The sequence below is a fragment of the Lwoffella lincolnii genome (assembly GCF_037201985.1).
Classification (GTDB): Bacteria; Pseudomonadota; Gammaproteobacteria; order Pseudomonadales; family Moraxellaceae; genus Psychrobacter; species Psychrobacter lincolnii.
Window position 1 is genome coordinate 786133 of record NZ_CP147511.1, and the last position, 14790, is coordinate 800922.

General features: G+C 41.1%; 14 protein-coding genes and 2 tRNA genes. 11 read left to right on the forward strand and 5 right to left on the reverse strand.

Annotated features, from left to right (window positions below):
* The 7 genes from WDM69_RS03565 to WDM69_RS03595 all read left to right on the forward strand — a co-directional run bounded on the left by WDM69_RS03565 (nucleotide 1) and on the right by WDM69_RS03595 (nucleotide 7191).
* Nucleotides 1-486: a YfbM family protein gene (locus tag WDM69_RS03565; protein ID WP_338755706.1), complete on the forward strand. Its 486-nt coding sequence runs from the start codon at nucleotides 1-3 to the stop codon at nucleotides 484-486.
* Nucleotides 487-491: 5 nt separating this feature from the next.
* Nucleotides 492-734 (forward strand): hypothetical protein, encoded by a 243-nt coding sequence (locus tag WDM69_RS03570; protein ID WP_338755707.1) that lies wholly within the window; start codon nucleotides 492-494, stop codon nucleotides 732-734.
* 12 nt (nucleotides 735-746) lie between these two features.
* Nucleotides 747-947, forward strand: coding sequence for a hypothetical protein (locus tag WDM69_RS03575; protein ID WP_338755708.1), 201 nt, complete (start codon nucleotides 747-749; stop codon nucleotides 945-947).
* A 139-nt stretch (nucleotides 948-1086) separates the two neighbouring features.
* Nucleotides 1087-2610: a lysine--tRNA ligase gene (gene lysS, locus WDM69_RS03580; protein WP_338755709.1), complete on the forward strand. Its 1524-nt coding sequence runs from the start codon at nucleotides 1087-1089 to the stop codon at nucleotides 2608-2610.
* 55 nt (nucleotides 2611-2665) lie between these two features.
* Nucleotides 2666-4027 (forward strand): hypothetical protein, encoded by a 1362-nt coding sequence (locus tag WDM69_RS03585; RefSeq protein WP_338755710.1) that lies wholly within the window; start codon nucleotides 2666-2668, stop codon nucleotides 4025-4027.
* Between the two features lie 109 nt (nucleotides 4028-4136).
* On the forward strand, nucleotides 4137-6080 hold the full coding sequence (gene dnaX / locus WDM69_RS03590; RefSeq protein ID WP_338755868.1) for a DNA polymerase III subunit gamma/tau: 1944 nt from the start codon (nucleotides 4137-4139) through the stop codon (nucleotides 6078-6080).
* 205 nt (nucleotides 6081-6285) lie between these two features.
* Nucleotides 6286-7191, forward strand: a complete 906-nt coding sequence (locus WDM69_RS03595) for a LysR family transcriptional regulator (RefSeq protein ID WP_338755711.1) — start codon at nucleotides 6286-6288, stop codon at nucleotides 7189-7191.
* A gap of 139 nt (nucleotides 7192-7330) precedes the next feature.
* On the opposite strand, the gene asd is transcribed toward WDM69_RS03595, so the two are convergent.
* Together asd and WDM69_RS03605 are read right to left on the reverse strand one after the other, a co-directional pair.
* Complete coding sequence (gene asd, locus WDM69_RS03600) at nucleotides 7331-8464, reverse strand: aspartate-semialdehyde dehydrogenase (RefSeq protein ID WP_078306264.1); 1134 nt, start codon at nucleotides 8462-8464, stop codon at nucleotides 7331-7333.
* A 637-nt stretch (nucleotides 8465-9101) separates the two neighbouring features.
* On the reverse strand, nucleotides 9102-10277 hold the full coding sequence (locus tag WDM69_RS03605) for a glycosyltransferase (protein ID WP_078306266.1): 1176 nt from the start codon (nucleotides 10275-10277) through the stop codon (nucleotides 9102-9104).
* 885 nt (nucleotides 10278-11162) lie between these two features.
* Here WDM69_RS03605 and WDM69_RS03610 point away from each other — a divergent pair.
* Nucleotides 11163-11238 (forward strand) — tRNA-Val (locus WDM69_RS03610).
* Nucleotides 11239-11322: 84 nt separating this feature from the next.
* Nucleotides 11323-11399 (forward strand) — tRNA-Asp (locus WDM69_RS03615).
* Nucleotides 11400-11546: 147 nt separating this feature from the next.
* On the opposite strand, the gene WDM69_RS03620 is transcribed toward WDM69_RS03615, so the two are convergent.
* Nucleotides 11547-12266, reverse strand: coding sequence for a Bax inhibitor-1/YccA family protein (locus WDM69_RS03620; RefSeq protein ID WP_078306267.1), 720 nt, complete (start codon nucleotides 12264-12266; stop codon nucleotides 11547-11549).
* Nucleotides 12267-12701: 435 nt separating this feature from the next.
* On the opposite strand from WDM69_RS03620, the gene WDM69_RS03625 reads away from it, so the two are divergent.
* Together WDM69_RS03625 and WDM69_RS03630 are read left to right on the forward strand one after the other, a co-directional pair.
* A complete protein-coding gene (locus WDM69_RS03625; RefSeq protein WP_240494806.1) occupies nucleotides 12702-13604 on the forward strand; it encodes an NAD(+) kinase in 903 nt (300 codons plus the stop codon).
* A gap of 2 nt (nucleotides 13605-13606) precedes the next feature.
* Nucleotides 13607-13921, forward strand: coding sequence for a YeaC family protein (locus tag WDM69_RS03630; protein WP_078306269.1), 315 nt, complete (start codon nucleotides 13607-13609; stop codon nucleotides 13919-13921).
* An 86-nt stretch (nucleotides 13922-14007) separates the two neighbouring features.
* On the opposite strand, the gene WDM69_RS03635 is transcribed toward WDM69_RS03630, so the two are convergent.
* Nucleotides 14008-14382: a HopJ type III effector protein gene (locus WDM69_RS03635; RefSeq protein ID WP_078306270.1), complete on the reverse strand. Its 375-nt coding sequence runs from the start codon at nucleotides 14380-14382 to the stop codon at nucleotides 14008-14010.
* 14 nt (nucleotides 14383-14396) lie between these two features.
* On the reverse strand, nucleotides 14397-14642 hold the full coding sequence (gene csrA, locus WDM69_RS03640; RefSeq protein WP_078306271.1) for a carbon storage regulator CsrA: 246 nt from the start codon (nucleotides 14640-14642) through the stop codon (nucleotides 14397-14399).
* Nucleotides 14643-14790: the final 148 nt, after the last annotated feature.

Consider the following 14790-nt stretch of genomic DNA (forward strand, 5'->3'; position numbering starts at 1 on the left):
ATGGGTATGTATTGTGATTTGATTGCTTTACCAAGTGATAAAATTGATGATTATCTTAATGATGAAGAATTTGAAAGTGATGATTATCCGACTTGCAGTTTGGATAAAATGTGGCACGGTTTAAATTTTATTTTAAATTCCATTAAAAATAATGAAATAAACCATAAAGTGCTAGAATATGTGATTTTTGGTGAAGATTGTTTGAACCCAGAAGTTGCCGAAGATGGCGATTTTCCAACCAATTATAATAAGGTAGAAACCGTTAATCAATTAGCGGTTGAATTAAAAAAAATTAATTTTTTAGAATTGATTAAACAAGTAGATTTTAAAGAATTATCAAAAGCCGAAATTTATCCAAATGTTTGGGACGATGACAGTGAAATTGATGATATTAAAGAAGGTTTGCAAGATTATTTTGCCAATCTTGTTAAATTTTATCAAATAGCATCAGATAAAAGCTATGTGGTTTTATCATATATTGGATAATCAAAATGCTTAAAAAAATCCTTTACTTTTCGTTGATTGGTTTGCTATCGGCTTGTACCCAAAATCACTTGACAATGGATAATAAAACAAATAACGAGACGCCAAAACCAATAAACCAAACCCTATTGGCTAATAAACCTTTAACTGCCAAAGACATCAAACACCCACAAGGCAAAACCGCAACCCCTAGCGAGATTGCCAAATGCCAAAGACAAGGTGGAAAAATTAGCCCACAAGGATTAGGATAATTTGATTTTTGTGTGGTGGAATTTACCGACAAAGAAAAAGTGTGTACGGACGGTAGTCAATGCCAAGCAGGGCGGTGTGTTACTGATGGACAATCTTTTGATGATGAAGTTGGCACACTTGTCAAAGGCGTATGCCCAAGCAATAATGTGCCATTTGGTTGTTATGGCACGGTCAATAAAGGTCAATTTAGTGGGTTTTTGTGTGTGGATTAACAAAATACAACCAAGCTAAATCGCAAGGTGTGTATTATGCACCAATTTTTAGAAAAATAGTTAATTATGGTGCGTGATACGCACCTTACACTTATTTAAACAAACAATTTAATTTTTAAATTTAACTAAGGTTTTAATTATGTCAAAAGAGCCCCAAACCCCAGAAACGCAAATCAGCGAAAATGATTTAATTGCTCAACGACTTGCCAAATTGCAAGAATTGCAAACAAAAGCCCAAGCCAATGGTAAAACTGCTTATCCAAATACTTTTAAGCGTGAAGATTACGCCCAAGATTTGCAAGAAAAATTCGCTAATGTGGATAAAGAAACCATTGAAAATGGCGAAAAAGTCTATGCCAAAGTGGCAGGGCGAATCATGCTTAACCGTGGCTCATTTATGGTACTGCAAGACATGACTGGGCGTATTCAGTTGTATGTTGCTCGTAAAGAATTGAATGATGACACACTTGCCTTAATCAAAAGCTTGGATTTGGGTGATATTGTGGCGGTCAATGGTCATATTGGTCGTTCTGGCAAAGGTGATTTGTATGTGCATATTGAGACCCTTGAGTTATTAACCAAATCTTTGCGTCCACTGCCTGATAAATTTCACGGTTTAAGCGACACCGAAGCCCGTTATCGCAGTCGTCATCTTGATTTGATGACCAATGATGACAGTCGTCATGCTTTTATCGTGCGTAGCCAAGTCATTGCAGGCATTCGCAAGTTCATGCTTGGTGAACGCTTTATGGAAGTTGAAACGCCAATGATGCACGTCATTCCAGGCGGAGCGGTGGCTCGTCCGTTTGTTACTCATCACAATGCGTTAGACATGCCGTTATTTTTGCGAATTGCCCCAGAGTTGTACCTTAAACGCCTTGTGGTTGGTGGCTTTGAACGGGTGTTTGAGATTAACCGAAATTTTCGCAATGAAGGCGTATCGGCTCGCCATAACCCAGAATTTACCATGATTGAGTTTTATCAAGCTTATGCTGATTATCAAGATTTGATGAAGTTGACCGAAGAGATGCTTGAGACTTTGGCAAATGACATTCTTGGCACAACAGAACTGAATTATCAACAAGAAGCGATTAGCTTAAAAGCCCCTTTTGTTCGTTTGCCAATGACCAAAGCCATTGAAAAATATGCACAAAACTTTGACATGAGCAAAATTAACGACCGTGCGTATTTGGCAGATTATGTCAAAAATGAGCTCAATCAGGAAGTGAAAGACATCTTTGGTATTGGCAAATTACAAACCATTGTGTTTGAAGAAACCGCAGAAACCAGATTGCGTCAGCCAACGTTCATCACTGAATACCCAGCAGAAACATCACCACTGGCTCGCCGTAATGATGCCAACCCACAAATTACCGACCGTTTTGAGTTGTTTATTGGTGGGCGAGAGATAGCCAATGGCTTTAGTGAGCTGAATGATCCAATAGACCAAGCCGAACGCTTTAGACAACAAGTGGCAGAAAAAGACGCAGGCGATGATGAAGCCATGCACTATGACGCTGAGTTTATTGAAGCGTTAGAATACGGTTTGCCACCCACAGCAGGGGAGGGTATTGGCATTGATCGTTTGGTGATGTTATTTACCGATGCCCCAAGTATCCGAGATGTGATTTTGTTCCCCCACATGAGGCGTAAGGAGCAGTGATGGCACTGATGTCAACATAAGAACAATGATTTTAACACAAGGGCAACAAGTCGCCATGAAAATCAACCACCACCAATCTCACCAAACAGCCACCGTTTCAAAACCCAATACGGTGGTCAGCCCATCATCGCAAACAGATACCGAACAGTCCAAACCAAAGCATAGCCAAGCGGTGGTGATGGGTTTTGAAAGCATTTTAAATGACACGTTTTTATCCATGTATGTGCAATTGGAATTGGCAACGTCATTCAATGCAGGTTATGATGCGGTGCTTAAAATAGGTAATGCTCGCATTTATCTGTTGTATGACAAAATCGGATTTTTTTCAGATACTGAGCATGTGTCTAAAAATGCCCTACACCAACACAGCCAAGCGTCAGTGAATGATTTGATAAAACGACACCTTAACATTCAGCAACGCCTGCCAAACCAACGCCCGCCAAATCATAAAGACACTCAGCAAAGTGGTCAGTCGCCAAAGACGTTTTTTGTGGGACTGTCAGATTTATCAGTCACCTTTAATGAACAAGATTATCAAATCAACCACCAGTTTGGCAGTGCGTATTTTCAAGAGCAGTGCGTGCTAGATTATGACGATGCACATCGGGTGCTGTTGATATATGGATTAAAAAGCTTTGTGCAAATCATTCAAATGCTAAACACCCCTGATGATTTGGTGGCATTTTTTGAATATCACCGTCAAGCGTTGGTTAATATGACGGTGTATCCCAATGAAACGGTGTTGGCACAGACCTTCATTCATTCACCTGAGTTTTATCAGCGAGCATGGCAAGTTGAAAATGAACTTATCAGCATTGGTATGTTGGATAAACATGACACTCGTTTGGTCAATGCCATGCAAAAAGGTGATGAACACATCACCAAACAACTGATAGAAAAAATGATGGTTTGCTCAAATATTTGGGTCAAATTGGTGCGTCAGCTGACCCAGCGACTTTATGAAAACACCATGACCTTAGATGATAAAGCCAAGCAGATGCTCAGCTTATTGGTGCAAGAATCGCTATACACTCGTATGAAGCTGATGGAAGATGTGCTTGATTATGCCAACATGCCATTAGAAGACCGCCGTCAAGGATATGTGTTGTATCAGCATTCCTATAGTGAGTTTGGTCGTCCATACATGTTGATTGTCTATGCTAAAGATGCCAATAGCTCACTGACACGGCAAAAAATCAACCAAGATAACATGGACTTGCTGATTGACTTAAACAGCGAGTTGCAAGACCCTGTGATGAATGATTTATTTTTGTTGGGATTTGACATGTCTCAAGCAAATGAAGAAGGGCAAGTTAATGTAACCATGGACGTGTATCATCAACCTGCATCTAAAATGTCAGAACTGGAGCGTTATTTGCATCGTCAGCTCACCGAACTAAAACAAGCTCAAAGATGATTTTTAACCTTTAGCCTTTAACCTTTAATAAATTCTTGATAAATTTTTAATGAACCAAGCCCAAACCCAAGCACAAGCCACGCAACCAACTGCCAACGCTTCTTTAACGATGCCTTATCAGGTGTTGGCAAGAAAATATCGCCCACACAATTTTCATGAATTGGTTGGGCAAGAGCATGTCAGTCGTGCATTAATCAATGCCATTGAGCAAAATCGCCTGCACCATGCGTATCTATTTACAGGCACTCGTGGTGTGGGCAAGACCACCATCGCTCGCATTTTAGCAAAATGTCTTAATTGTGAGACGGGCATGACCAGTACACCATGCGGGGTTTGTGGTCATTGTGTGGCAATAGATCAAGGGCGATTTATTGACTTAATTGAGATTGATGCTGCTTCTCGTACCAAGGTTGAAGACACCCGAGAGCTGTTAGAAAACGTGCCTTACGCCCCAACACAAGGTCGTTATAAAGTGTATTTGATTGATGAAGTACACATGCTTTCTACCCACAGTTTTAATGCCTTGCTCAAAACCTTAGAAGAGCCACCAGAGCATGTGAAATTTTTGCTTGCCACCACCGACCCACAAAAACTACCAATTACCGTGATTTCTCGTTGTTTGCAGTTTGTGTTAAGACCATTAACCGAGTCTCAGCTTTTTGGCCATTTGCAACATGTGTTGGATAAAGAGCAAATCAGCCATCAACCAGAAGCCTTATGGCAATTGGCACATTCAGCACATGGCTCAGTGCGAGATGGGCTATCATTGACTGACCAAGCCATTGCTTTTGCTGATGGGCAATTAACAGAAGCGTTGGTTGTTGATATGTTGGGCGTGATTAACGCCACCGATTTACAAGCTTTGCTGACGGCCATTCATCATGACGACCGTCATGGTGTCATGGGCATCTTAATGCAGATGCGACAAAAGAGCTTGGATGCTGGCAATGTGTTAAATGAGTTATCAGACCTTTTGCACCACTTGGCGTTATTACAGCTATTGCCAGAGATGGACTTGGGCATATCACCCCAGCAATTAGCTAAACGCCAACAGCTGGCTTGGCAAATTCCCAGTGAGACTTTGCAACTGTATTATGAAATCGTTAACAAGTCTCGTGAATCTTTGTCATTGGCTCATTCACCGACACAAGCGTTGGAGATGTGTCTATTGCGTTTGCTTGCCTTTAGACCACTTGGTTCAAATGAAGCATGGGTGAGTCATGTCAGCCATCATCACAATCATGAACATAAACACAATCATGAACATGAGTATCATCATGAACATGATGAGCATCAGCATCAATATGATGAGTCATCTGATAACCAAAAGCATGCCTTAAATGACGGCATACAAAATGATAACGAAAATCATGGCAATCCTCATGACAGTCATCACGCCAATGGTGATGTTCCAAACAATGATGACGGACATCAACAAAGTAACACATCAACGCCAACAATAATCGAACCAATTGAACAATCTTTAACCGAAACAGAATTAACCGCAGCAACGCCAACCAAACTACCGACCGAACCAGCGTCAGTATCTGCCAATGACCCAAGGTCGTTGTTGCAATGTCCTCCAGCTGACTTGACTGGACAATGGAATGAAAAAAAATGGGATTACTGGCTATTTCTTGCCAGACAAGAAGAGCGTCTTAGCACAGATGAATTGGCACTTGCCAATCAAGGGGTCATGACAGGTGATATGCAGGGCGAAAGTGTGTTTGTCAGCCAGACACAAGCCAAAAACTTTATCAACGTTTTTGAGCGATTGGTGGGCGTGTTGCAACAAGATTTCCCCAATGCCAATTTTCAGCTAACCGCTGACGCATCGTTAGCCGATATGATGCAAAAAACAGACGAGCCTAAATTACCAAAAGAAAGACAAAAACATCGACAAAATTTGGCAGAGCAACAAGCCATTAAACTTCTGGAACAATCACCTGTCATGCAACAATTAAAACAGCAGTCAGGAGCAACGATTAATCAGATAAAACTTAGGGCATATTCTCAATCTGAGACATCTAAAAGACAAGTAAAGGACATCTGAATAATGTCTAAAAGTTACCTTATTTAAAAACTGATATTTGTTTAATAATGTTAACCAATTTTCGATAAAGTGTCATTTTATGTGCTTAGAATGTGTCTAAATGGATAAATTATTCATATATAATCTGTCATAATAACTGTATGAATTTTTTATTGATAAGTAACTTAGGCTTAGTAACTTAGGGTTAAATAAGGTTAGAAAAGATATGTTAGAGAATTTGCGTGGAATGGCAGTATTTGCAAGCGTTGTTGACCATGGCTCGTTCAGTGGGGCTGCTAAATCATTGGGCATCACCACCAGTGCTGTTAGTCAGCAAATTCGCGCCCTTGAAGAAGACTTGGGCGTTATTTTGCTCCACCGTTCCACTCGCAAACTTAACCTAACCGAAGCAGGGCAGGGTTTTTATACCGCTGCTAAAGATGTGGTTAGCGCCGCTGAAGAAGGTCGAATGCGTGTCAATCAACTGCGAGATGATTTGGCAGGAACATTACGCATCGCCACCACGCCACAGTTGGGGGTTAATCACATTTTGCCAGCCATATCTGACTGGGTTAGTCGCCATAACGAGCTAAATATCGATTTTTTGGCAGATAATCGCTACATTGATATGATTGAAGAGCGTGTTGACTTGTCTATCCGTATTGGCTCAATGTCGCTTGAATCTCGCCTTAGCGCTCACTTTTTTGCCAATGTGCGGCAAGTATTGGTGGCATCGCCCAGTTATTTAAATAAACACGAACCCATACAAACCCCAAAAGATTTATCTTCACATTTATTCATTGGCATTGAGCTGATGAAAGATGGGCATCTGCTGGATTTTGCTGAACACGATAGCAATAAAAAAACTCGCATTAAAATGAGCAGTCGTTTTACCACCAATAATGTGATGATGGCAACCACCATGGCATTACAAGGCTATGGTTTGGTGCGATTGATGGCGTTAGATGCCAAGCCTTATCTACAATCAGGTGAGTTCATTGAAGTCTTACCTAATTACGATTTGCCCAGCAGTGTGTTGTATGCCGCCACGCTAAAAAAAGAACGCCAGCCTGTTAAAGTTGAGCGTTGTTTAGAAATGTTACAAGCGTATTTTCAAAACATCAATGAATGATGCCGATTCATCATTGATGATACCTGCCTTAAAAACCCCCTTAACCCTGATTGGTTTAAGGGGGTTTTTGGCTTAAAAGGGTAGTCAAATTCAGTTTAAATGAGCTTAAAGAATCCTGTTTTATGTTCGGTGTGCTGTTTTATGCTTTGTGATTTTTAATGATGCCAAGCATACGGCGTAATGGTTCTGCCGCTCCCCAAAGTAATTGGTCGCCCACCGCAAAGGCACTTAAGTATTGCTCACCCATGTTCAGCTTACGCAAACGCCCCACTGCCACAGTCAATGTGCCAGAAACGGCAACAGGAGTCAGACGTTCCATGGTGGCTTGTTTGTCATTTTCTACCACATCTAGCCAAGCGTTGTCGCTGTTTTTTAACGCATGTTCAATGTCTTGTAATGGCACATTGTGTTTAAGCTTAATGGTCATCGCCAATGAGTGGCAACGCATTGCCCCGATACGCACGCACAGCCCATCAATGGCAATGCGATTGGCATCGGTTTTGCCTAAGATTTTATTACTCTCAACACTGCCTTTCCATTCTTCTTTTGACTGACCATTGTCTAATTGGCCATCAATATAAGGAATAAGACTGCCTGCTAATGGCACACCAAAGTATTGTGTGGGGAAGTTATCACCACGTTGAGTATCGATAATGGTTTTATCAATCTGCAAAATGGCACTGGCAGGGTCGGCCAATTTATCTTTGACGCTGTCATGTAAAACACCCATGCCTGCTATCAACTCTCGCATGTTGTTTGCACCACCACCACTGGCGGCTTGATAAGTCATGCAAGACACCCATTCTACCCAGTCTTGTTTGAACAACTCCCCAATCGCCATCAACATCAAAGACACGGTACAGTTACCACCGATAAAGTCTTTTACCCCATGATTAAGGGCATCTTTAATCAACTCACCATTAATGGGGTCTAGCACAATCACACTGTCTTCTGCCATGCGTAAGCTGCTGGCAGCATCAATCCAATAACCTTGCCACCCAGAATCTCGTAAGGGCTTATGCACTTGGTTGGTGTAGTCGCCACCTTGACAGGTGATGATGACGTCACATTGGCTTAAGGCATCAATGTCGTGAGCGTCTTTAAGTTTGCTGGCAGGCACACCATCAAAGTTAGGGGCATCACCGCCAGCATTACTGGTAGAAAAAAACGTCGGAATAATGCCTGTAAAATCCTTCTCAGCCTGCATGCGTTGCATCAGAACTGAGCCAACCATGCCACGCCAACCCACAAATCCTACCGACAGTTCACTCATAAGCGTTAATCCTTCTTGACAATATAAATCACAATCAATCAATGAATAAAAAAATCAATGAATAAATAATGAATAAAATAAATAAAAGAGACATGAATAAAAAGACACATGATGGCAATTGCCAATTTGCCATATTAGCAAACTTTTTATCTGTTCGCATCTATGTTGAGAAATTTTATGTTGAGAGATTTTATGATTGTATGATGAAGTCAAAAATATCAACACAAAAATATCAACACAAAAATGTCAGCAAATGCTTACAACACAATCCGCTTTTGTCAGCTGGGCAAATTGGCACAATTTGCTAAAATGTCCCCATCAGCACAAGGAAATCAAGGATTGATGTCAGTGTTGAGATTAAACTTCTTTCTACTTGCCACTTTTTGGTTGAATGGATTGGGTTTGATTTGATAAGGAATGTCGTTTGCGTCGTGTCGTTGTTTCGCTTTTGGCAAAGTTTCGCTTTTGGCAAAAAGCGACATTGACGTAAAAGTAAAAATAGCAAGTTCATAACTCGGTTAATGACTCAGTTTATCGCTAAGTTCATAAAACTAAGCTCATAAAACTAAGCTCATGGCTAAGTCTCCTCCTAGACCCCAAGCGTTTGCCCTCGCTTGGGTTTTTTTTATGCTCTTTATTATGCACTGTTTTTGGCGATTTGGGTTGGTTGGCTAAAAAAAGGCGGTATTGGTTCACCGTCTATCAGATGTTGATAGACGGCAAAAGTATCATCAATGGTTTGTGTTAACTCAAACTCTTGTGGCATGGGTGGTCGACTAACAATGTCCAGTTGATTTTTGATGATTTTAATTAAAGTAGTGGCATTTTGCTGTTTGACTAACCCTTGTGGGTAAAGTGGTCTTAAAATCTCAGAATACGCCGCTTTATCCCAACCAACCACAGGTGTGCCTAAATGCAGGGCTTGTAAGATGGTGATGCCAATGGATTCAGGTTCATTTGCCAATGCCACCACCACATTGGCAGCGGCCAGCCACTCACGCATGTCATTACGCCGACTGCCCACAAAGCTAATGTGGTCTTGCAGTTCTAACGCATACGCACGTTGGCGAAATTCTTCATACACAATGTCGCCATTATCTTTGTCGTCATCCATGATGATGATGTGCAAGTTTGGATATGTTTCAGCCAAATTACCCAAAATATCAATCAGCCATTCTTGCCCATATTGTTTGCCAATTAGGGTAGGAAACAGCAACCATTTTTTATGTTCAAGTTCAGGGAATTCAGCAAAAGTACGCCGTAACCAATACACAGATGGGTTGTAGCGATAAGGATACATGCGAGTGTCCACACCACGATAGATGCGTACAATCGATTTATCTGCCAGTTGATGCTCAGACAGCCCTGCCATTAAGTATTGGGTAACGCTGTCTGAAACGGTGATGATGACATCAGACATCAGTAAGGCTCTGGCATAGCGGTTGATGGGATAAAAACCATACATGGTGCTGACTAATTTGGGGTTTTTATTAAGCTTGGCTTTTCTTAATGCCCAATACAATACCCATGCAGGTGTGCGTGAGTGCATATGAATGATGTCAGGTTGATACTGTTCAATCAGTTTGCGTAAAGCCCTTATTTTTAATAAAGACAGCCAAGATTTTTTTTTCATCTCAAGTTGGTGATATTGATTGCCTTCTCGGATAAGGCGTTTAACCAAGTCGTCATTCATATCAGCACTGGCGATGATGATGGATTGACCACCATTTTTGATGACCTTACGCCCCAGCTGATAAATGCCTCGCTCAGATTCATCATGTTTGAGTGAAGACAACAGACGCATGACAATCATAGTAAATGCCTAATAAAAAGGAGTGGTCGCTTAAAAAAGCAAAAATAAGGTGACATAAAAACCAATTAGGCATCAATGACGCACTATTATAACCAACATTTACCATTTATAGTAATTTTTGTTATAAATAACGATACTGCCAGTTATTGCAAATCTGTCCACTTCTATTTATTTTTATTGCATCATCAAATATGATTAGTATCAGGTAGCATTCATGATAATGATAATAAAGAAACTTATGATTTGGTGGTTGTATTACTGTCAATACCATCAGTTAAGACCTTAGTTGCTCATATCGCCATGTTGAGTATCTAAGCTTCTACCCAATTAAAGCGATGCTTAAATCAATGTCTTAATCAGTAAGGCTAGCCATCAGACAGCCGTTATGGGCAGATGGCAGACTGACTGCCAGTGTCAACCAAGCCATCATGGATGACAAATCTGCTCAAGAGTCGGTTTATGTGAGTCAAAATGAAGTGGCAAAAAACACCATTGATGTATGAAAAAGCTATGTAACCGTTGTCGCTTTATAAGAGTTGTATCTAGACAATATCGATAATTAGCATAGGTTACCGTTTGTTCCTATTTTTTTATTATAATTTAAGATTTACTATATATCACTTTAGGTAAGTAGCTAGACAATTTTAGATTATAATCTGGTTTTACTTGGATAGGGCTTGGTGAGCGTTAATCTTAACGCTCTTTTAAGGGCGAGTTAAAGGGTGAACGTGTTGAATGGATGCTCTTGTGCCAAATGGCTGACCCTAAATGGCTAACCATAGGCTTCATGTGAAAAATTTAAAAAAATGCAAAAAAAGTTTGACAGCCAACGTAAAATCTATATAATACACTCCCACAAGCAAGGATAGAGCAAGGATAGAGCAAGGGTGGTTAGCTCAGTTGGTAGAGCGTCTGCCTTACACGCAGAATGTCGGCGGTTCGATCCCGTCACCACCCACCAGCATCTTGCTCATGCCTTTTTTGGTTAGGTAATTGGTTAAGCTTAAGTGATAAATTGCTCACCAGTTTAATCAAAGCAACTTAAGCAGCGGTAGTTCAGTTGGTTAGAATACCGGCCTGTCACGCCGGGGGTCGCGGGTTCGAGTCCCGTCCGCTGCGCCATATTCAAAACTTGTCATAAGTTTCGCCCCACACTAACCCCCAGTGTGGGGTTTTTATCATCAATAAATCTAATCAACCTAACTAACAAACATAAAAAACCCCAGCAATGCTGGGGTTTTATGTGGACATGACGACGTTGATGGCGGATTATTCTTGTAGATAGCTTAACAAGCGTAAAAACTCCACATACATCCATACCAAAGTTGCCAAAATACCGATGCTAAATAGCCATTCAAAATCTTCTGAAATGCCCATTTGTACGCCACGGTCAATGTTATGAAAATCCAGCAACAAACTAAATGAAGCAATCACCACCACAAATAAGCTAAAACCAACGGCAACCAGACCACCATCAAATAAAAATGGCAAGCTAGAGCCAAAGGCAACAAAGCCCCACTGTACCAAATACAAAAGCATGATGGCGATGACCGCTGACATCAAAATAGAGCGGAACTTTTGAGTGACTTTAATCACCCCAGAGCGGTATAGCCCCAGCATCACCGCTGCGGTAACAAAGGTTGCACACAAGGCGGTTACTGGCACGGTGGGATACATTCGCATAAAAAACAGCGAAATGCCCCCCAAAAACAACCCTTCTAAAACCGCATAAGGCACTGCCAGCGTGCGAGCCATGTGGGGTTTAAAGGTCATAAATAACCCCAACCCAAAAGCGGCAAACATACTGCCAAATGCCACCATTTGGATAAAGCCAAAACTCAACGATGCTGACAGAGCATAAAAGAAAAATCCAATGGCACTGACGCCAGTTAAGCCAAGTACAAAAGCGGTTTTTTGTATCACACCTTTGACAGTCATGGCACGACCGCCTACCGCCAACTCAGCACGAGAAATAATCGGATTTGCCATATGTATTATCCTATTGATAAATAAAAATCTATTATAGATAAAAAATATCTGCAACCAAAAATACAGACAAAAGAAACAGATAAACTTAAGCAATATGGCTAATAATGTCAATATGAGAATTGTCAATATTGTCTAAAAGCCATGATTGCACACATCATCATTGTATGAAATCCATGAATAAATTTGTGTTTATTGTTTATGTTGTTTGGTTAGGGTGTGTTATTTGTCGTGGCATAAAAGGTTGGCTTGATAAAAACAATGACATACCCAATTTTAACAATAATCAGTATAATAAGCGTCAAATTGCTTTGATAAAGATTGCTTTGATAAAGATGAACCATGGTTAATATTAATAACAAAACTCAATCTGACCACCCATCAGACATACCCCCAGTAGATTTATATCAGCACCCTGCCTTTCGCCGTATTGGCTTAATGGGGCGAGCAGGCAAACGCAGTGTGACAGAATCGTTGGTACAGATTGGGCAAGTGATTCATAAAACGTTTGGGCTTAGCCTTATCATGGACGTGAATACCGCCAATTTGCCCACTTTGGATTTGACTCAATTACCAGCCGTGCAGATTGTTAAAAGGCAGATGATTGGTGAAGTTTGTGATTTGGTCATCGTGGTGGGTGGTGATGGTTCTATTTTGCATGCTGCCGAAGCATTGGCTTGCTATCGGGTGCCTGTGCTGGGAGTCAATCGTGGCAGACTGGGATTTTTGGCAGATGTTAATCCAGAAGACATCACCAAAAAACTCACTCAAGTGTTGATGGGTAATTATGAGCTGGATAATAGATTTTTATTAACACTTGAGATACAAGAAAATGGGGAGATTGTGCATCAAGACATGGCACTCAATGACGTGGTGTTACATGCTGGCAAGTCGGTGCATATGATTGATTTTCAGCTGGATATTGATGGGCATGACGTGTATCGTCAGCACAGCGATGGTCTGATTGTCGCCACGCCCACAGGGTCAACTGCCTATGCTTTATCTGGTGGTGGACCAATTGTGTATCCAAGCATGGATGCCATTTGTTTGGTACCGATGCACCCACACACGCTGTCAAGTCGCCCCATTGTGGTCAGTGGCTCAAGTGAAGTGATTATCCAGATTCATCGTGATAATCGCACCCAACCGATGGTCAGTGCCGATGGTAGAACCAGCGTGCCACTGAACCAAAACCAACGCTTACATATTCGCAAGCACCCTGACAAACTCACTTTGTTACACCCCCCCGGATTTGATTTTTATAAAGCTTGTCGCACCAAGCTAAACTGGAATGTCCCTGCTGAAGATTTTGTATTGCCAGATGATATGGATAAGGAATAAAGATGCAAAAACAAGAGATTTTAAATGCTCTAACCCCTCAAATTGTTGATAAATTTCGCACTGCCATAGAGATAGGTAAGTGGGAAGATGGGCATAAGCTTAGCGATGAACAAAGACAAATTTGCCTACAAGCGGTGATGATATGGGAACATGAAAACCTACCGATTCATGAACGCATTGGCTACATTACCCGACCTGTTGATGATGAAGGTGAGATGGTGGGGGCTGATTGTCAAATAGAGCATGACCAACATTACCCAAACTTACCTAACCCAAAAGGAGCAATACAGCCTGTTAGCTTTAAAAAAAGTCCTTAATCACACGAATGGCACCCCACCCATCTCATCACGTCCATCAATAACAATCAACATCAACAACAATCAACAAAATCTGACATCAAACATCAAATATTGTTGACATTGACATCAGGACGGAGTGATAAGGGATTATCTTGCATTAAAAAGCCTTGCCAGCCCCAATGCAAAAAGTTACGGATATTGGCGTGGTCAGTACCATTGGGGGTTGATTTGACAGCATCATAATGCTCAGCAAATAGCTTTAGCGTATCGAGTTGTGATAGTCCATGTAATTTGGCTAAGGCAAATATTTTGGCACTTTTTTCGTTTTCACCAATCGCATTGTGCTGTTCACCATTGACAAACGTTACTGGCACATAACGATAATAATCATCAATATAATTAATCACATCATCGAACCGCATGGTTTTGTTATCAATGGCATTTAAAATGGCAGAAATGTCAGTTGAACGCACGCCCATGTTGGATTGCTCCTTTAGCGATTAAAATAATCTTCATCATCAAATGATGTGGGATAGTTGGGTTCTTCCAAATGTTGCATTTGGTTGTGCATGGTGCGTTCGTGTTGGATACGTTGATAAATCTCTTCACGATGCACGGCGATGTCTTTGGGTGCATTGACACCTAAGCGTACTTGATTGCCCTTAACACCAAGCACACGCACGCTGACTTGGTCGCCAATCATCAAAGTTTCGCCAACACGGCGAGTCAGAATTAACATTGATATGCTCCTAATGTCCTTTATATCTGGCAATGGTTGTTATGTTTTACGGTTATTATGTTTTACGGTTGTTATGTTATGGGGTTTTATATTTCATCGGTTTTGCGTTTAATGGCTTACCCAATGCCAGGCGGACACAATCAGTCCA